The sequence below is a fragment of the Streptomyces ortus genome (genome assembly GCF_026341275.1).
Classification (GTDB): domain Bacteria; phylum Actinomycetota; class Actinomycetes; order Streptomycetales; family Streptomycetaceae; genus Streptomyces; species Streptomyces ortus.
Genome location: NZ_JAIFZO010000002.1, coordinates 685509 through 703532, shown reverse-complemented (window position 1 = coordinate 703532; position 18024 = coordinate 685509). Strand labels below are relative to the sequence as shown.

Here is an 18024-nt window from a genome sequence, read left to right as displayed (position 1 = left end):
GCACGAGATGGGACCGTGGGTTGCTCAAGTCCGCCCGCAAGAAGGAAGAGAAGGATCCGGAGGGGCGGATGCCCCTCGCGGAACACCTTCGTGAGCTCCGCAACCGGCTCGCGAAGGCGATGCTGGCCATCGTCCTCGTCACGGTCGTCGCCGCCTTCTTCTACAACGACATCATCAACTTCTTCACGGAGCCGATCCTCAAGGAGGTCGGCTGCGACAAGACCTTCCAGCAGCTCGCGAAGTCGTCGTCCGACGAGCCCTGCGCGCAGATCACGATCAACGGTCTGCTGACGCCCTTCACGCTGGCCCTGAAGGTCTCGCTGATGGCCGGTGTCGTGCTGGCCTCGCCGGTCTGGCTCTACCAGCTGTGGGCGTTCGTCGCGCCGGGCCTGCACCGCAACGAGAAGAAGTACGCGTACGCGTTCGTCGCGTCGGGTGTCCCGCTCTTCCTCGGCGGAGCCTTCTTCGCCTACAAGGTGCTTCCCACCACCGCGAAGGTCCTGATCGAGTTCACGCCGTTCGGCGTCGACAACCTGCTGCCGCTGGACGACCTGCTCGACCTCGTGACCCGCATGGTCGTCGTCTTCGGCCTCTCCTTCGAGCTCCCGCTGCTCCTGGTGATGCTCAACATGTCCGGAGTGATCACCGGCAGGCGCATGGCCGGCTGGTGGCGCGGCATGATCATGGGCATCACCGTCTTCGCCGCCGTCGCCACGCCCAGCACGGACCCGCTGACGATGCTGGCGCTCGCGGGACCCATCTGGATCCTGTACTTCGCCGCCACCGCCTTCTCCCTGCTGAACGACCGCCGCAGGGCCCGTCGCGAGGCCGAGGGCCCGGACGACGACGAGGCCTCCGAGCTCGACCTCACCCCCGAGGACATCGGCGAGATCGAACCCGTGACGGCCCGCCGCGCGGTGCCCGCTCAGACGGACGGCGAGCGGGAGCGGATCAACGGCTACGACGACGTGACCTGAGGCCGTGACCCGGGTGCTCCGATCGGATAATGATCGTCCTGTTGTCAGTGGTGGCCGGTAGTCTCGAAAGCACGATGACAGACGACCTCTCACCGGCCGAGCGGTACGCGGCAGCACGGAAGCGCGCTGTCGAGCAGGCCACCGCGCTCGCGGGCTTCCGCGAGATGTACGACTTCGGCCTCGACCCCTTCCAGATCGAGGCCTGCAAAGCTCTTGAAGGGGGCAAAGGAGTCCTGGTGGCCGCGCCCACCGGCTCGGGCAAGACGATCGTGGGCGAGTTCGCCGTCCATCTGGCCCTCCAGCAGGGCAAGAAGTGCTTCTACACGACACCCATCAAGGCCCTGTCGAACCAGAAGTACGCGGACCTGTCCCGCCGTTACGGCGCGGACAAGGTGGGCCTCCTCACCGGCGACAACAGCGTCAACAGCGACGCCCCGGTGGTCGTGATGACCACCGAGGTCCTGCGCAACATGCTGTATGCGGGCTCGCAGACCCTCCGCGGCCTCGGGTACGTCGTCATGGACGAGGTGCACTACCTCTCGGACCGCTTCCGCGGCGCCGTCTGGGAGGAAGTGATCATCCACCTCCCCGAGTCGGTCACACTGGTGTCGCTGTCGGCGACCGTGTCGAACGCGGAGGAGTTCGGGGACTGGCTCGACACCGTGCGCGGCGACACCGAGGTGATCGTCTCCGAGCACCGGCCCGTCCCGCTGTTCCAGCACGTCCTCGGTGGCCGGCGGATGTACGACCTCTTCGAGGAGGGCGAGGGCCATAAGAAGGCCGTCAATCCCGACCTCACGCGCCTGGCGCGCATGGAGGCGAGCCGTCCCTCGTACCAGGACCGCAAGCGGGGCCGCGCGATGCGCGACGCCGACCGGGAGCGCGAGCGCAGGAACCGGTCGCGGGTGTGGACGCCGGGCCGGCCCGAGGTCATCGAGCGGCTCGACTCCGAGGGGCTGCTGCCCGCCATCACGTTCATCTTCAGCCGCGCGGCCTGCGAGGCGGCCGTCCAGCAGTGCCTGTACGCGGGCCTGCGGCTGAACGACGAGGACGCCCGGGAACGGGTCCGTGCCCTCGTCGAGGAGCGCACCGCGTCCATCCCGGACGAGGACCTGCACGTCCTCGGCTACTACGAGTGGCTGGAGGGACTTGAGCGCGGCATCGCGGCCCACCACGCGGGCATGCTGCCGACGTTCAAGGAGGTCGTCGAGGAACTGTTCGTACGCGGCCTGGTGAAGGCCGTGTTCGCCACCGAGACCCTCGCGCTCGGCATCAACATGCCCGCCCGTTCGGTGGTCCTGGAAAAGCTCGTCAAGTGGAACGGCGAGCAGCACGCGGACATCACCCCCGGCGAGTACACCCAGCTCACCGGGCGGGCCGGCCGCCGTGGCATCGATGTCGAGGGCCACGCCGTGGTGCTGTGGCAGCGCGGTATGAACCCCGACCACCTCGCGGGACTCGCCGGCACGCGCACGTACCCGCTGCGCTCCAGCTTCAAGCCCTCGTACAACATGGCGGTCAACCTCGTCGAGCAGTTCGGGCGGCACCGCTCGCGTGAGCTGCTGGAGACGTCCTTCGCGCAGTTCCAGGCCGACAAGTCGGTCGTCGGGATCTCCCGGCAGGTGCAGCGCAACGAAGAGGGGCTCGAGGGCTACAAGGAGTCGATGACCTGCCACCTCGGCGCCTTCGACGAGTACGCGCGCCTGCGGCGCGAGCTGAAGGACCGGGAGACCGAGCTGGCCAAGCAGGGCGCCTCCCAGCGGCGCGCCGAGGCGGCCGTCGCGCTGGAGAGGCTCAAGCCGGGCGACATCATCCACGTGCCGACCGGCAAGTTCGCCGGGCTCGCGCTGGTCCTCGACCCCGGGCTGCCCGCGGGACGGTCCAACGGCCACCGCGGCTTCGAGCAGCACGACGGGCCCCGCCCGCTGGTGCTCACCGCCGAGCGGCAGGTCAAGCGGCTCGCGTCGATGGACTTCCCGGTGCCCGTGGAGGCCCTGGAGCGGATGCGCATCCCGAAGTCGTTCAACGCGCGCTCGCCGCAGTCGCGCCGCGACCTGGCCTCCGCGCTGCGGACCAAGGCCGGGCACATCGTGCCCGACCGGCACCGCAAGAGGCGCGCCGAGGCCGCCGACGACCGCGAGATCGCCCGTCTGCGGACCGCCATCCGGGCCCACCCCTGCCACGGGTGCAGCGACCGCGAGGACCACGCCCGCTGGGCCGAGCGCTACCACCGGCTGCGGCGCGACACCGCCCAGCTGGAACAGCGCATCGAGGGCCGGACGAACACCATCGCCCGCACCTTCGACCGCATCGTGGCGCTGCTGACCGAGATGGACTATCTGCGGGGCGACGAGGTCACCGAGCACGGCAAGCGCCTCGCCCGGTTGTACGGCGAGATGGACCTGCTCTCCAGCGAATGCCTGCGCGAGGGGGTGTGGGAGGGCCTCGGACCGGCCGAACTGGCCGCGTGCGTCTCGGCGTTGGTGTACGAGTCCCGGGTCGGCGACGACGCGATGGCGCCCAAGCTGCCGTCCGGCAGGGCGAAGGCCGCGCTGGGCGAGATGGTCCGCATCTGGGGCCGCCTCGACGCCCTGGAGGAGGACTTCCACATCACCCAGACCGAGGGCGTGGGGCAGCGCGAGCCGGACCTGGGCTTCGCCTGGGCGGCGCACGAGTGGGCGTCGGGCAAGGGCCTGGACGAGGTGCTGCGCGAGGCGGAGATGCCCGCCGGTGACTTCGTGCGCTGGTGCAAGCAGGTCATCGACGTGCTCGGCCAGATCTCGGCGGCGGCGCCGACGTCGACCGTGGCGAGTTCGACGGTCGCGAAGAACGCCCGCAAGGCGGTCGATCAGCTGCTGCGCGGAGTGGTGGCGTACTCGTCGGTGGGCTGACGCGCCACGGGCGCCCGGTCCGCACCTGTCCCACTCCGTCCCGTACGACGTAACGGCACGAAAGCCCCCATCACCCCTTCTGATGAGGGGCTTTCGTATGCCCGTACGCCGTAACGCTGGGTGTTCGTGCGGATGCGTGGCGTGTAAATGGAGCAGAGCGTACTCCTGTTGCGGGGGCGATTTCAGGTGGTTGCTGAATATGACACAGCGATGATCCGGTCGGACTAAGCTCGCCCGCAGCGCACCGAGTTGAGATGAATTCGTGCGCTTGTTCCCCCAAGTTCTGTAGATCCAGATACCTCCCCCCGACTTCAGTCGACTTGTCTCAGAGGGCATACATGGTGAGTGTTCAATTGCCTCCCGGTGGCCGTGACGTTCCCTACGCGCGCGTGCTGTTGCTGCCGGCCATAGTGATGGCCGTCGCGACCGGCACCGCCGTCGCCCTGGTGACGCAGCCGGCTCGCGCGGCCGTCGGCTGGTGCGGAGCCGTCGCGACCCTGCTCGTGATCGCCACCGTCGCGGAAGCGGTCCGGCGCGGCCGGGTCATCCGCGCGGTACGGGCCGAACTCGCCCGCCGCACCGAATCCATGGAACGACGCGTCTCCCTGCACGACGCCGAGATCGACCATCTCCGCGAACACCTGCTGCCCACCGTGCTCAAGGCGATGCGCGGCGGCCGGTCGCCCCACGAGACGGTCCGGCGGCTCATCGACAACGACCCCGCCCAGCGGAACATCCCCCGCTCCCAGCGCGCGCTCCTGATCGAACTGCTGCAGATCATCGACAACGAGGAACTGCAGCGCGAGGCCGCGCAGCGCTCCTTCGTCAACATCGCCCGCCGCGTGCAGGCGATCGTCCACCAGCAGAACGTGGAACTCCGCGAGATGGAGGAGGACCACGGGCGCAACCCCGAGGTCTTCGACGACCTGCTGCGCATCGACCACGGCACCGCGCTGATCGGCCGCCTCGCCGACTCCATCGCGGTGCTCGGCGGCGGACGCCCCGGCCGCCAGTGGCCCGCCCCGGTCCCGCTGTACAGCGTGCTGCGCGGTGCCATGTCCCGCATCCTGGAGTACCGGCGCATCGAGCTGCACTCCATCGCCAAGGTGAGCGTCGACGGCATCCACGTCGAGCCGGTCATCCACGCCGCCGCCGAACTCCTCGACAACGCCACGCGCTACTCGCCGCCGCACACGAAGGTCCACGTCACCGCCGTAGAGGTGCAGACCGGCGTGGCCATCGAGATCGAGGACGCCGGCGTCAGCCTCAGCGAGGAGGCCCGCATCCGGGCCGAGGCGATGCTCGCGCAGGCGGCGAAGGGCCCCGACCTCAACCAGCTCGGTGAGGACCCCCGGCTCGGCCTCGCCGTCGTCGGCCGCCTCATGGACATGTACGACATGCAGGTCTCCCTGCGGCAGTCCGCGTACGGCGGCGTCCGCGCGGTCCTCGTCGTACCGCGCAAGCTCCTCACCGAGGACAACGCCCCCGCTCTCGCCCACGGCATCGGAGCGGCGGCCGTACCCAAGGTCGACTTCGACGGCGTGGAGGGCCCCCAGCGCATCGAGAAGAAGCGCCGCCCCACCACCGGACCCCGCACCTCCCGGCCGGACGACATGGAGGACGACGTCCCCGAGGTCACCGAGTGGACGGCCAACGGGCTGCCGCAGCGCCGCAGCCGGGTCACGGTCCCCTACAGCCAGCGGGTGAAGGAGGCCAGGGCCGCCGCGGCGGAGGCCGAGGCCGCGCGCAAGGAGGGCCGCCCCGTCATCGACTGGACCCGGTCGTCCACCCAGGTGCCCAAGAAGAAGAAGAAGGAAGAGAAGGAACCCGGGCTGTGGGTCGAGGCGTTCATGGCCGGCCTCAAAGGCGACGGCGACCAGCAGCAGACGCCCGGAGCGACGAACAGTCCGGCCCGCACCGAGGCCGACGACGAGGGGGACCTCACGTGATCCAGCAGCGCGCCAATTTCGACTGGATGCTCAAGGAGCTGTCCGACGGGGTGTACGGCACCCGGCAGGTGGTCGTCCTCTCCGCCGACGGTCTGCGCATCGCCCGGTACGGCGGCGACCCCGACGCCGCCGACCGCATCGCCGCGGCCTGCGCCGGACTCCAGAGCCTCGCCGGGGCCGTCGCCACCGAGATCCCCGACACCGACGGCAAGATGCGCATGGTCATCATCGAGATGGAGGGCGGCTACTTCTACATGATGGCCGCGGGCCCCAACGCCTATCTCGCGGTCCTGGCCGAGGCCCACGTAGACGCCGGACTCATGAGCGCCCGGATGCGTGACCTCGTCGTCCGGATCGGAGCGCACCTCACGAGTCCGCCCCGGCGCAACGGGCAGACCGTATGAGTCCTCCCCAACGACGCCGGCGCCAGCCCAAGGCTGCGCCCGAACGGAAACCCGCGCCCCCGCCGCCCGGCCCCGGCGGCCTGCCGGGGCCGGGCGGGCAGAGCAGGCCACGCGAGCCGGAGCGGCTGTACGTCGTCACCGGCCAGGTCGAGGGGGGCGACCGCGCCGAACTGGACCTGGTGACCTTAGTCGTGGCGTGCGCCGATGCCCCGCCCACCGCCCAGCCGGAACAGTCGGCGCTGCTCCGGCTCTGCCAGGCCCCCATGTCCGTGGCCGAGGTCTCGGCCTATCTCAATCTGCCGTTCAGCGTGGTGACCGTCCTGCTGACCGAGTTGCTGACGGCTGACCTGGTACAGGCGCGCGCTCCGATCGTCCGCGCGGAGCTGCCCGACCGATCCCTTCTCGAAGCGGTGATGCATGGACTTCAAAAGCTCTGACACCGTCCCTGGGCCCCGCACCGAGGACCATCTCCCGCACACGGCGACCGCCGCGGTGAAGATCGTGATCGTGGGCGGCTTCGGGGTCGGCAAGACGACGATGGTCGGTTCCGTCAGCGAGATCAGGCCGCTGACCACCGAAGAGACCATGACGCAGGCCGGTATCGGGGTCGACGACAACTACGGCTCCGACACGAAGACGGCCACCACCGTCGCGATGGACTTCGGCCGGATCAGCATCACCGAACAGCTGGTGCTGTACCTGTTCGGCACCCCCGGTCAGGAGCGCTTCTGGTTCCTGTGGAACGGGCTGTTCGAGGGCGCCCTGGGCGCGGTCGTCCTGGTCGACACCCGGCGCCTGGAGGTCAGCTTCGACGTCATCGGACGCCTGGAGGAACGCGGCGTGCCGTTCGTCGTCGCCGTCAACGACTTCCCGGACGGCCCCCGTTACCCCATCGAGGACCTGCGGGCCGCGCTCGACCTGTCCGAGGAGATCCCCATGATGACGTGCGACGCGCGCCGGCGGGCTTCCAGCCGCGATGTCCTGATGACGCTGATGCGCTTCCTGCACTCCATCGCCATGGCCTCGGCGTGAGCGCCCCGCGCATGCGCTGTCCCCACATCCGGTAAGCCGGAACACCCCATCCCCGAAAGCGATCACCGTGACGCCTGAATCCCACTCCCTCACCGATACGGCCGATCCCATGTCCGGTCCGCCGCCTGGCTGCCCGGCCCACGGCACGGGCCCCGGCGGACTGCGCCGGCTGTACGGACCCGACGCCCAGGATCTGGCCGCCCTGTACGAGAAGTTGCGCGCGGAGCACGGCGCCGTCGCGCCCGTGCTGCTCCACAACGACGTGCCCATGTGGCTGGTGCTCGGACACGGCGAGAACCTGCACATGATCAGCAACCCCTCGGTCTACACCCGCGACAGCCGTATCTGGACCCCCCTCCTGGACGGCACGGCCGGCCCCGACCACCCGCTGATGCCGCTCATCACCTGGCAGCCGATCTGCTCCCACGCCGAGGGCGACGAACACCAGCGGCTGCGCGGCTCGGTGATGGGCGCCATGTCGACCATCAACTCCCGCGACCTGCGCCGCCACATCAACCACTGGACCCAGGAGCTGGTCAACCACTTCTGCCACCGCGGCACCGCCGACCTGGTCTCCCAGTTCGCCGAGCACCTGCCGATGGCCGTGCTGTGCGAAATCCTCGGCATGCCCGAGGAGTACGACGACCGGATGGTGCAGGCCACCCGCGACCTCCTCAAGGGCACCGAGACCGCGATCGCCAGCAACGAGTACGTCATGAGCGTGCTGATGCGGCTCACCGTCCGCCGCCGGGCCGAGCCCGCCGAGGACTTCACCAGCCACCTCATCAACCACCCGGCCGGACTCACCGACGAGGAGGTGGGCCAGCACCTGCGGGTGGTCCTCCTCGCCGCGTACGAGGCCACGGCGAACCTCCTGGCCAACGTGTTGCGCGTGGTGCTCACCGACCCGGGTTTCCGCGCCCAGCTCAACGGCGGCCAGATGACGGTGCCGCAGGCGGTGGAGCAGTCCCTCTGGAACGAGCCGCCGTTCAGCAACGTCCTCGGCTACTTCGCCAAGCAGGACACGGAGCTGGGCGGGCAGCGCATCCGCAAGGGCGACGGGCTGCTCCTCGGGATGGCGGCGGGCAACGTAGACCCGCACGTGCGCCCGGACCTCAAGGCGAACATGATGGGCAACCGCTCGCACCTCGCCTTCGGCGGCGGCCCGCACGAATGCCCCGGCCAGGACATCGGCCGTGCCATCGCGGACGTCGGCGTCGACGCGCTCCTCAAGCGGCTGCCGGACGTCCAGCTCTCCGTGGACGAGGACGACCTGACGTGGACCGCCTCGATCTCCTCGCGGCATCTGGCGGAACTGCCGGTCCGGTTCGCCCCGGCCTCACCGCAGGACGTCATGGAGCGGCCCGGCGTCAGCGAGGTGCCCCGCCCGCGCCCCGACTGGGACCTCGCCGACCCGTCCCTGGAGGCCGCTCCGGTGCCGCGTCCCACGATCGACCTGCCGGAGCCCCCGGCCGCGGACCCGCCGGCCGAACCCGGACAGCGGCTCGGCGCCTGGCAGCGCTTCGTGCGCTGGTGGCGCGGTTACTGAGCCGCGCTGTCCCCACGTCACCCGGGCTGTCCGTCACCGGCCCAGTCGTCGTGCGCGGACCAGGCCCGGAGGGTCCGCGCGCTGCGGAACGCATGGCGGTGCCCCGTGACCGGATCGGTGAACTCCAGCACCCGCGCCAGCAGTTGGAGCGGGCGCCGGAAGTCACCGGCCGGCACGGGGCCGGTGACCACCGGATACAGCGGGTCGCCGAGGATCGGCACACCCAGCGCGTTCATGTGAACCCGCAGCTGATGGGTCTGGCCGGTGTGCGGCAGCAGCCGGTAGCGGGCCCGGTCGCCCTGATGTTCCAGCAGTTCGACCCGGGTCTCGGCGTTCGGCTCGCCCGGCACCTCCTGGGCGGCGAGCACCCCCCGCTCCTTGCGGATCCGGCTGCGGACCGTGACGGGCAGGTCCAGCGCCGGTGCGTACGCGGCCACCGCCTCGTACTCCTTGCGTACGAGCCGGTCGCGGAACAGTGACTGGTACGCGCCCCGTTCCTCGGGCCGCACCGTGAAGAGGACGAGCCCGGCGGTGAGCCGGTCGAGCCGGTGCGCGGCGCCCAGCGCGGGCAGTCCCAGGTCCCGCCTCAGCCGTGCGAGCACCGTCTCGGTGACATGGCTGCCCCGGGGCGTCGTGGCGATGAAGTGCGGTTTGTCGGCGACCACGATGTGCTCGTCGCGGTGGACGACCTCGACGGGGAACGGCACCCGCTCCTCGTCGGGCAGGTCCCGGTGGAACCAGACGAACATCCCCGGCACGTACGCCGTGTCCGCCGTCACCGGCCGCCCGTCCGCGTCCACGATCTCGCCGGCGGCGAGCATCCGGTCGACCACCGCGGCCCGTGGTGCGAGCCGCTCCGCCAGATGCTCCCGTACGGTGCTCCAGGCCCCGTCGGCCGGCAGCCGTACCCGCACCGGATCCACCCCTTCGCGCTGCGGCAGGGGAGAGGGCGGGATCCTGGGTCTGCGTCTCACCTGGTCAGCGTACGCAGGGCGGCCGTCCCGAGGGCGCCAGGTCGCGGGGCCAAGCCCGGCCTTCGAGGGGCGCGGGGAACTGCGCGACCAGCGACAGCTGGCCCGCAGACGCAGAACCGCCCCCGGAGGGACCCCCGCATTCAGGAGGCGGCCGGCGGCGCACCCTCCTGCTCGGCCTCCACCTGCGCGTTCCAGTCGCGCTTCGCGGCCTGCCACCCGTCCTCGTTGTGCCCCAGCCGCCAGTAACCGGAGATGGAGATGTCCTCGCGCGGAATCTCCCGCTCGACGCGCAGCAGCCGCCGCAGCTCCTTCACGAAGCCCGCCTCGCCGTGCACGAACGCGTGCACCCGGCCCGCCGGGAACTCCAGTGCCCGGACGGCCGCCACCAGGGCCTCGCCGACCGGCCGGTCACCGCGGTGCAGCCAGACGACCTCGACGGCGGAGTCGAACTTCTGCTCCTCCTCCGGCCCCGAGACCTCCACGAAGGCACGCACCCGCGCGCCGTGGGGCATGCCCTCCAGCGAGGCGGCGATGGCGGGCAGCGCGCTCTCGTCGCCGGCCAGCAGATGCCAGTCGGCCCCGGTGTCGGGGGCGTACGCCCCGCCCGGTCCGAGGAAGCGCACCAGCTCGCCCGCCCGGACGCGGGCCGCCCAGGGCCCGGCGAGGCCCTCGTCGCCGTGGATCACGAAGTCGAGGGTCAGTTCACGCTGCACGGGGTCCCAGGCGCGCACGGTGTACGTGCGCGTGACGGGCCACTGCTCACGCGGGAACTCCTCACGGATCCGCGCCATGTCGAAGGGCTCCGGATACGTCACGCCCTCGGCGCCGAACAGGAGCTTCACGTAATGGTCGGTGCTGGTGCCCGCGGTGAAGTCGGCGAGCCCCTCGCCCCCGAGGACCACCCGCTGCATGTGCGGGGTCAGCCGCTCCGTGCGGACGACTCGCGCGGAGTGCGGCCTGGGAGCCTTGCGTGCCGGACGCTCTGCCATAACGGCCTCCTGGATAAGTTCGCTAAGGCTTACCTAAGTTAGCACCTCTCGCGGTGTCGCACCCCTGTGACGCGCCTCAGTTGAACAGGGGACGGTGGTGCGGCCCCAGGTGTCCAGTGTCCCCCTCAGGACTCCAGAGTCGACAGCAGACGCGTCAGCGAACCGCCGAGACCCCAGCGCGCCGCCAGCGCGTCGAGGGCCGCCGGATCGCGCGGCGCGCGGGGCACCGCCGTGTCCACCTCCGGCAGAGGCACGTCACCGGCCACCTTGACGACCTTCGGCGCGACCGACACGTACGGCCGTGACTCGTCCAGGCGCTTGCGCTGCGACGGAGTCAGCTTGGCCTTCGGGTCGTCCACCGCCGCCATGATCCCGGCCAGATCCCCGAACTCGGCCAGCAGCTTGGCGGCCGTCTTCTCACCGATGCCCGGCACGCCCGGCAGCCCGTCGCTGGGGTCGCCGCGCAGCAGCGCGAGATCCGCGTACCCCGGTCCGTCCACGCCGTATCTCTCGCGCAGCCAGGACTCGTCCGTGAGCTGCAGGGAACCGACGCCCTTGAGCGGGTACAGCACGCGCACGCCCCGCTTGTCGTCCACCAGTTGGTACAGGTCGCGGTCGCCGGTGACGATGTCGACCGGGCCCGTGGCACGGCCGGCGAACGTGCCGATCACGTCGTCCGCCTCGTACCCCTCGACTCCCACGCGCGCGATGCCCAGCGCGTCCAGGATCTCCTCGATGACCGGCACCTGCGGCGAGAGGGTGTCGGGCACCTCCTCCTCGTCCGGCCCCGTCCCGGTCTCCTGGGCCACCCGGTGCGCCTTGTAGGAGGGGATCAGGTCCACCCGCCACTGCGGGCGCCAGTCCGCGTCCATACAGGCCACCAGGTCGTCCGGCCGGTGGTCCTTCACCAGCCGGTCGATGAACTCAAGAAGTCCGCGCACCGCGTTCACCGGAGTGCCGTCCGGGGCCTTGACGGATTCCGGCACGCCGAAATAGGCGCGAAAGTACAGGGAGGCGGTGTCGAGGAGCATGGTTCGCCGGGGCTGCTGCGTCTGCTGCGTCACGCCTCGCATCATGCCGTACGCCACTGACAGTCACGGTCCGGCGCGGACGGTGCCCGAAAGGGCCCGCGTGGCCGGGCGGGCGCGAACGGGTTCCGCAACCGTCCGGAAGTAAACAAACTGTGAACTGGGCCACGGTCATGTTTGCGCCAACCGAGTCGGGGCAGGGGCCGGTGCGGAGCGAACCCGGTCACATTTTCAACCACAGCTGAACATGTGCGCGCCGGATGAGCGGGCGGACCCCGCGTCGCTCCACGGCCCGCAGGCGGGGGAGGCGGGCCGTCCTCGTTCGACCGGAGAGGTACTTGTGTCATCCAGGCTGCAGGCGGAACAGCTCTACAAAGTGTTCGGCAGACGACCAGGCGAGGCCGTCGAGCGACTGCGAGGGGGAGCCGACCGCGAGGAACTGCGCGCCGACGGCATCACCGCCGCGGTGATCGACGCCTCCTTCACGGTGGAGCCCGGCGAGATCTTCGTCGTGATGGGACTCTCCGGATCCGGCAAGTCCACGCTGCTGCGCATGCTCAACGGGCTGCTGGAGCCGACCGGGGGCCGTGTGGTCTTCGACGGACAGGACCTGACCGCGCTGAACGACCGTGAGATGCGTGAGGTCCGCTCCCGCAAGGTGAGCATGGTCTTCCAGCACTTCGCGCTCTTCCCGCACCGCAGCGTCCTGGAGAACGCCGCGTACGGCCTTGAGGTGCAGGGCGTGCCGCGCGCCGAACGCCACGAGCGCGCCAACAAGGCCCTGGTACTGGCCGGTCTGGCCGGCTGGGAGAAGTCCTGGCCCGACGAACTGTCCGGCGGTATGCAGCAGCGTGTGGGCCTCGCCCGGGCGCTCGCCACCGACGCCGACCTGCTCCTGATGGACGAGTCGTTCAGCGCGCTCGACCCGCTGATCCGCCGCGACATGCAGGACCAGCTGATCGAACTGCAGAAGAAGCTCAAGAAGACCATCGTGTTCATCACCCACGACCTCAACGAGGCGATGCGCCTCGGCGACCGCATCGCGGTCATGCGGGACGGCCGGATCGTGCAGATAGGCACCGCCGAGGACATCCTGGTGCGCCCCGCCAACGACTACGTGGCCTCCTTCACCCAGGACGTCGACCGCTCCCGGGTCCTCACCGCGGCCTCCGTCATGGACACGGAGCTGCGCGGCGACGAGGCGGACTGCGGCTGCGAGACCGCGCGGCCCGACACCTCGTTCGGCGAACTGTGCGCCGTCAGCGCGCGGCTGACGCACGCCGTCGCCGTCGTCGACAAGAAGGGCAAGCTGGTCGGAGTCGTGCCACGGCGGCGGCTCGTCGGCTTCCTCGGTGACGAACAGGGCGAACCCGCGCCCTGCGACACTCCCCGCGGCAAGACCCTCGGGGCGGTGAAGACCGATGCCTAGAGTCCCCTTCGGCGACTGGGTCAACGACGCGGTCGACTGGCTGCTGAACCACATGGCGTGGCTCTTCGACTTCTTCAAGACCGTCTTCCTCGGCGCCTACGACGGCATCAACGCCGTCCTCCAGGCCCCCGAACCGCTCCTCCTCGCGGGCATCTTCGCGGTCATCGCGTTCTGGCTGCGCGGCACCTCGGCAGGCCTCCTCACCTTCGTGGGATTCGCGTTCATCGACTCCCTCGAACTGTGGGAGAACGCGATGGTGACGCTGTCGCTCGTCCTGGTGGCGACGATCATCGCGCTCGTCATATCCGTGCCCGTCGGCATCTGGGCGGCCCGCTCGGACCGGGTCAGCAGCATCGTGCGGCCCGTGCTCGACTTCATGCAGACGCTGCCGGCGATGATCTACCTGATCCCGGCGATCCTGTTCTTCGGCACCGGCGCCCCGGCGGGCATCGTGGCCACCCTGATCTTCGCGCTGGCACCCGGCGTCCGGATGACCGAACTGGGCATCCGGCAGGTCGACAAGGAACTGGTCGAGGCCGCCGACGCGTTCGGCACCACCCCCGGCAACATCCTGCTGCGCGTCCAGCTGCCGCTGGCCCTGCCCACCGTCATGGCGGGCGTCAACCAGGTCATCATGCTGGGCCTGTCCATGGCCGCCATCGCGGGCATGGTCGGCACCGGCGGCCTCGGCGGTGACGTGAACGAGGCCATCGGCCAGCTGAACGTCGGCCTCGGCTCCGAGGCGGGCGTCGCCATCGTCATCCTCGCCATCTACCTGGACCGGATGACCAGCGCGCTGGGCACCCAGGTCTCCCCGCTCGGCCGCCGCGCCGCCGCCAAGCTGCGTGCCGCGCAGGGCCTGAAGATCTGGACCTACCGGCCGCAGCCCACCGTGGCCGTGGTCGGCGTCGTCGTGCTGGCGCTCGTCGCGGGCGGCATGGGCATGTTCGGCTCCGACGACACCGGGACCGCCGCGTCCGACTCCAAGAACGTCGGCCAGGGCAAGAAGATCACCATCGGTTACATCCCCTGGGACGAGGGCGTCGCCTCCACCTTCCTGTGGAAGGAGATCCTGGAGCGGCGCGGGTACGAGGTCGCGGTCAAGCAGTTCGACGCGGGCCCGCTCTACACCTCCCTCGCACAGGGCGACATCGACTTCCAGACCGACTCGTGGCTGCCCGTCACGCACGCGGAGTACTGGAAGAAGTACGGCAAGCAGCTCGACGACCTGGGCTCCTGGTTCGGCCCGACGTCCCTGGAGCTGAGCGTGCCCGCCTACATGGACGACATCAAGTCCCTGGCGGACCTCAAGGGCAGGGCCGACGAGTTCGACGGCAAGATCACCGGCATCGAGTCCAGCGCCGGAATGATGGGCCTCCTCAAGAAGAAGGTCCTCAAGGAGTACGGGCTCGACAAGGAGTACAAGGTCGTCGACAGCTCGACGCCCGCGATGCTGGCCGAGCTGAAGCGCGCGTACGCCAAGAAGGAGCCGTTCGTCGGCACGCTGTGGTCGCCGCACTGGGCGTACAGCGAGTACAAGCTGAAGAAGCTCGAGGACCCCAAGGGCGCCTGGGGCAAGGGCGACGGTGTGCACACGCTGTCCCGCAAGGGGTTCGCGAAGGACGAGCCGGTCGTCGGGAAGTGGCTCAAGGACTTCAAGATGACCGAGGGCCAGCTCACCAGCCTCGAGGCGGAGATCAACAAGGCCGGCAAGGGTGCGCAGCAGGACGCCGTGCGCACCTGGCTGAAGAGCAACTCCAAGGTCGTGGACAAGCTGGCGCCGGTCGCGAGCTCCTCGTCCAAGACCCCCGCCGAGGCGAAGAACGCCATCGACGTCGCCTGGTTCCCGTGGGACGAGGACGTCGCCGTCACCTACCTGTGGAAGAACGTGCTGGCCCGGCGCGGCTACACGCTGAACCTGAAGCAGATGGACGTCGGCCCGGTCTACACGGGCCTCGCCTCCGGTGACATCGACCTCAACTTCGACGCCTGGCTGCCCTACGCGCAGTCGAACTACTGGAACAAGCACAAGGACAACCTGAGGGACCTCGGCACCTGGTACGAGCCGACGTCCCTGGAGATCGCGGTGCCCTCCTACGTCAAGGACGTCGAGTCCCTGGCGGACCTCAAGGGCAAGGCCGACACCTTCGACGGCAGGATCATCGGGATCGAGCCGGGCACCGGCGAGATGAGCCTTCTCAAGAAGGACGTACTTCCCGGCTACGGGCTCGACAAGGAGTACAAGGTCGTCGACGGCTCCACGCCCGCGATGCTGGCCGAGCTGAAGCGCGCGTACGCCAAGAAGGAGCCCGTCGCCGTCACCCTGTGGTCGCCGCACTGGGCCTACAGCGAGTACAAGCTGACCAAGCTCTCCGACGAGAAGAAGCTGTTCGGCGAGGGCAACACGATCCGGACCATCTCCAACAAGAAGTTCCCCGAGCAGTATCCGCAGCTCACCAAGTGGATCAAGAACTTCAAGATGAGCGAGGACGAGCTCGGCAGCCTGGAGGCCGAGATCAAGGACCGCGGCCAGGGCCACGAGGAGGACGCCGTCGCCGCGTGGCTCAAGGAGCACCCGGACATGGTGGAGCGCATGACTCCGCAGTAGCGGACGAGTACGACGAGGAGGGGCGGGCGGTGCCGTACGGTGCCGTCCGCCCCTCTCCGCGTATACACGACCGAGGCGGCAATGTTTACGGGGATGTGACGGCCGCGTGAAACAGTTTGGCGAACACCCGTAGGGTGCAGACAACACATCAGGAAGCCGCGCACCGACGACGCACAGGGGGGAGCCGAGGCGATGGACGAAAGCAAGGAAACCCTTCGAGTGGGCGCGGCCGTCAGGCGGCGGCGCCGGGCACTGGAGCTCACCCTCGCCGTCGTCGCCGAGCGCAGCGGCCTGTCGGTGCCGTTCCTCAGCCAGGTCGAGAACGAGCGGGCCCGGCCCAGCACGCGCTCCCTGGAACGGGTGGCCGACGCCCTCGGCACGACCCGCGTGGAGCTGCTGGCGGCAGCCGACCCGGCGCGCAGTGTCGACGTGATGCGCGCCGACGACTCCGAGTTCACCCACGAGCCCCGTGTGCGCCCCCTGGTGCGCGGTCACCACCAGTTGCACGCCATGGAGTTCTCCGGCGACCAGGACGCCGGCCGCGAGTTCCAGCACCGCAACGACGAGTTGATGTACGTGGCCGAAGGCGTCGTCGAGGTCGAGGCCGAGGGCCGTGCCTACCGGCTGGGCAAGGGCGACACCCTGTATCTGACCGGCGGGGTGCGCCACCGCTGGCGGGCCACCGAGGAGGACACCCGCGTCCTGGTCGTCGCGGTCGCGGACCACATCGAGGCGGTTGACGATCTCGGCCGGTGAACACGGTGCCGGCCCGGCCGCGGGCGCCGTTCACTGAAGTGCAGGCGGAGCTGGTCCCGCCGACGGGGAAGAAGGGGCCGAGGGCGGTGTCGCTGGCGCCCTCCCTCACCGAGGTACGGGACCTGGCGGGGCCGTGCCGACGACGGCCCCGAGGAGTTCCCCGGGGTGCCCTGCGGGCTCGGCGGCGGACGCCATCTCACGTGGTACAGGCCGTCGTCGGCGCGGGCTCCGCCGGTCCTGGCCGAGGCGCTGCGAGCAGCCGTCCGCTGAACAGGCCCCGGGCGGTGTGCGCGGCGGCCACCGTCCAGGCGGTGAGGAGCAGGGCGAAGAGGGCGATCGCCAGAGCGTCGTAGACCACCAGCCCCGTACGCCGTGCGAGCCCCTCGGCGCCCGTCACGCAGGTGCCCACCGGGAAGGTGAACGCCCACCAGGTCATCGTGAAGCGCATACCCCTGCGGTGGGCCCGCACCACCAGCGCGCCGGCCAGCGCGAGCCAGAACAGCGCGAAACCCAGCACCGGTACGCCGTAGAGCACCGCCAGGACGGCGAAGCCCTGGTCGTACGGGGCCGGTACGACCCCGGGCGCGGCGGCGGCGAACCTGTCCGTGGCCGTCGTGGACTGTCCCAGCGGGCCCAGGACCAGGAACAGGGCCGGGGTGAGGGCGAGCGGCGGCGGGCCGCCCGTGAGGAGGCGGGCGAAGATCATCGGCAGCGTCACCAGCGTGGCCAGCAGGCTGAGGCCGAACATCGCGAGGCAGGCGAGCAGCAGGGTGGCGCGGGGCGCGCCGGCCGGCAGATGCGGTACGAGCGCGGGGCCGAGGGCGGCGGACACCATCGGGGCGACGAGGGGGAGCAGCCAGACGGCGCTGATCTGTGAGGCGTCCGGCCGGTGACGCGTGATCATCAGAAACGGCACGGCCACGGCCACCGTGAGGCCGATCAGGGTGCCGACGGTGAACAGGACGGCGTCCAGCGCTACCGCCGCCGGGGTACCGATCCAGTCCCGGCCGACGACGAGGGCGCCACCGCCGACGGCGAGCAGGGCCATCGAGAGGCACCCGTAGAAGGGTGCCGTCGCCGGGTCCATGAGGTGGGCCGCGGCCCGGTCCCGGTGGTGGATCCAGTGGGCGGCCCGCGCGACCAGCAGGCCGATGAGCAGGGCCAGGGAGAGCGCCCAGAACGCGGCGCAGACGGTACGCAGGCCGGGGACGCCGTGCGGGAGACCGAGCGGGAGTCCGGCTCCCGCCGTGGCGACGATCGCGGTGCCCATGACGGGGGCGTACCAGTTGGGTCCGAGGTGACGGACGGCGGTGGCAGGGGGGTGGGTGGCGGGGCCGGTGTGCGGGGTGTGCCCTCTGTGGGTGGGAAGGCGGGGGACGGCGGTGACCATGACTCCACGGTGCCGCCCGGCTGGGACGGCCACCAGGGAGTACCGGCC

Annotated in this window: 14 protein-coding genes; 10 read left to right on the top strand and 4 right to left on the bottom strand. The window is 70.3% G+C overall.

Going from position 1 to position 18024, the window contains the following annotated elements:
* Positions 1 to 20: 20 nt before the first annotated feature.
* The 7 genes from tatC to K3769_RS06330 all read left to right on the top strand — a co-directional run bounded on the left by tatC (position 21) and on the right by K3769_RS06330 (position 8802).
* Positions 21 to 977 carry a twin-arginine translocase subunit TatC gene (tatC, locus tag K3769_RS06360; protein ID WP_267025466.1) on the top strand — a complete coding sequence of 319 codons (957 nt, stop codon included), beginning with the start codon at positions 21 to 23 and terminating at the stop codon, positions 975 to 977.
* Between the two features lie 29 nt (positions 978 to 1006).
* Positions 1007 to 3868 (top strand): DEAD/DEAH box helicase, encoded by a 2862-nt coding sequence (locus K3769_RS06355; RefSeq protein ID WP_267025465.1) that lies wholly within the window; start codon positions 1007 to 1009, stop codon positions 3866 to 3868.
* 338 nt (positions 3869 to 4206) lie between these two features.
* Positions 4207 to 5817 carry a sensor histidine kinase gene (locus K3769_RS06350; RefSeq protein ID WP_267025464.1) on the top strand — a complete coding sequence of 537 codons (1611 nt, stop codon included), beginning with the start codon at positions 4207 to 4209 and terminating at the stop codon, positions 5815 to 5817.
* Positions 5814 to 6221, top strand: a complete 408-nt coding sequence (locus K3769_RS06345; protein ID WP_107019841.1) for a roadblock/LC7 domain-containing protein — start codon at positions 5814 to 5816, stop codon at positions 6219 to 6221. Before K3769_RS06350 ends, K3769_RS06345 begins: the two co-directional genes overlap by 4 nt.
* A complete protein-coding gene (locus tag K3769_RS06340; RefSeq protein WP_267025463.1) occupies positions 6218 to 6658 on the top strand; it encodes a DUF742 domain-containing protein in 441 nt (146 codons plus the stop codon). Before K3769_RS06345 ends, K3769_RS06340 begins: the two co-directional genes overlap by 4 nt.
* A complete protein-coding gene (locus K3769_RS06335) occupies positions 6639 to 7253 on the top strand; it encodes a GTP-binding protein (RefSeq protein ID WP_267025462.1) in 615 nt (204 codons plus the stop codon). Before K3769_RS06340 ends, K3769_RS06335 begins: the two co-directional genes overlap by 20 nt.
* A gap of 109 nt (positions 7254 to 7362) precedes the next feature.
* Positions 7363 to 8802, top strand: a complete 1440-nt coding sequence (locus tag K3769_RS06330; RefSeq protein WP_267025461.1) for a cytochrome P450 — start codon at positions 7363 to 7365, stop codon at positions 8800 to 8802.
* Between the two features lie 17 nt (positions 8803 to 8819).
* Here the strand turns inward: K3769_RS06330 and K3769_RS06325 are convergent, their stop codons facing one another.
* From K3769_RS06325 to K3769_RS06315, 3 genes are all read right to left on the bottom strand, one after another.
* Positions 8820 to 9776 (bottom strand): RluA family pseudouridine synthase, encoded by a 957-nt coding sequence (locus K3769_RS06325; RefSeq protein WP_267025460.1) that lies wholly within the window; start codon positions 9774 to 9776, stop codon positions 8820 to 8822.
* A gap of 140 nt (positions 9777 to 9916) precedes the next feature.
* Entirely contained in the window at positions 9917 to 10765 is an 849-nt protein-coding gene (locus K3769_RS06320; RefSeq protein ID WP_267025459.1) for a siderophore-interacting protein, read from the bottom strand.
* A 125-nt stretch (positions 10766 to 10890) separates the two neighbouring features.
* Positions 10891 to 11838, bottom strand: a complete 948-nt coding sequence (locus K3769_RS06315; protein ID WP_267031265.1) for a 5'-3' exonuclease — start codon at positions 11836 to 11838, stop codon at positions 10891 to 10893.
* A 295-nt stretch (positions 11839 to 12133) separates the two neighbouring features.
* Here K3769_RS06315 and K3769_RS06310 point away from each other — a divergent pair, with 295 nt between their 5' ends.
* The 3 genes from K3769_RS06310 to K3769_RS06300 all read left to right on the top strand — a co-directional run bounded on the left by K3769_RS06310 (position 12134) and on the right by K3769_RS06300 (position 16586).
* On the top strand, positions 12134 to 13222 hold the full coding sequence (locus K3769_RS06310) for a quaternary amine ABC transporter ATP-binding protein (protein ID WP_267025458.1): 1089 nt from the start codon (positions 12134 to 12136) through the stop codon (positions 13220 to 13222).
* Positions 13215 to 15830 carry an ABC transporter permease/substrate binding protein gene (locus tag K3769_RS06305; protein ID WP_267025457.1) on the top strand — a complete coding sequence of 872 codons (2616 nt, stop codon included), beginning with the start codon at positions 13215 to 13217 and terminating at the stop codon, positions 15828 to 15830. Before K3769_RS06310 ends, K3769_RS06305 begins: the two co-directional genes overlap by 8 nt.
* A 192-nt stretch (positions 15831 to 16022) precedes the next feature.
* The gene (locus K3769_RS06300) at positions 16023 to 16586 is read left to right on the top strand and encodes a helix-turn-helix domain-containing protein (RefSeq protein ID WP_267025456.1); all 564 of its coding nucleotides are present in this window, start codon (positions 16023 to 16025) and stop codon (positions 16584 to 16586) included.
* A gap of 196 nt (positions 16587 to 16782) precedes the next feature.
* Here the strand turns inward: K3769_RS06300 and K3769_RS06295 are convergent, their stop codons facing one another.
* Positions 16783 to 17976, bottom strand: coding sequence for a TDT family transporter (locus K3769_RS06295; protein WP_267025455.1), 1194 nt, complete (start codon positions 17974 to 17976; stop codon positions 16783 to 16785).
* Positions 17977 to 18024: the final 48 nt, after the last annotated feature.

Excerpts from the sequence above, each read along its gene's own strand:
- K3769_RS06315 (WP_267031265.1), bottom strand. The coding sequence starts at position 11,838 with ATGCGAGGCGTGACGCAGCAGACGCAGCAGCCCCGGCGAACCATGCTC.
- K3769_RS06355 (WP_267025465.1), top strand. The coding sequence starts at position 1,007 with ATGATCGTCCTGTTGTCAGTGGTGGCCGGTAGTCTCGAAAGCACGATG.
- K3769_RS06320 (WP_267025459.1), bottom strand. The coding sequence starts at position 10,765 with ATGGCAGAGCGTCCGGCACGCAAGGCTCCCAGGCCGCACTCCGCGCGA.
- K3769_RS06340 (WP_267025463.1), top strand. The coding sequence starts at position 6,218 with ATGAGTCCTCCCCAACGACGCCGGCGCCAGCCCAAGGCTGCGCCCGAA.
- K3769_RS06330 (WP_267025461.1), top strand. The coding sequence starts at position 7,363 with ATGTCCGGTCCGCCGCCTGGCTGCCCGGCCCACGGCACGGGCCCCGGC.
- K3769_RS06350 (WP_267025464.1), top strand. The coding sequence starts at position 4,207 with ATGGTGAGTGTTCAATTGCCTCCCGGTGGCCGTGACGTTCCCTACGCG.
- K3769_RS06295 (WP_267025455.1), bottom strand. The coding sequence starts at position 17,976 with ATGGTCACCGCCGTCCCCCGCCTTCCCACCCACAGAGGGCACACCCCG.
- K3769_RS06300 (WP_267025456.1), top strand. The coding sequence starts at position 16,023 with ATGGACGAAAGCAAGGAAACCCTTCGAGTGGGCGCGGCCGTCAGGCGG.
- K3769_RS06305 (WP_267025457.1), top strand. The coding sequence starts at position 13,215 with ATGCCTAGAGTCCCCTTCGGCGACTGGGTCAACGACGCGGTCGACTGG.
- K3769_RS06335 (WP_267025462.1), top strand. The coding sequence starts at position 6,639 with ATGGACTTCAAAAGCTCTGACACCGTCCCTGGGCCCCGCACCGAGGAC.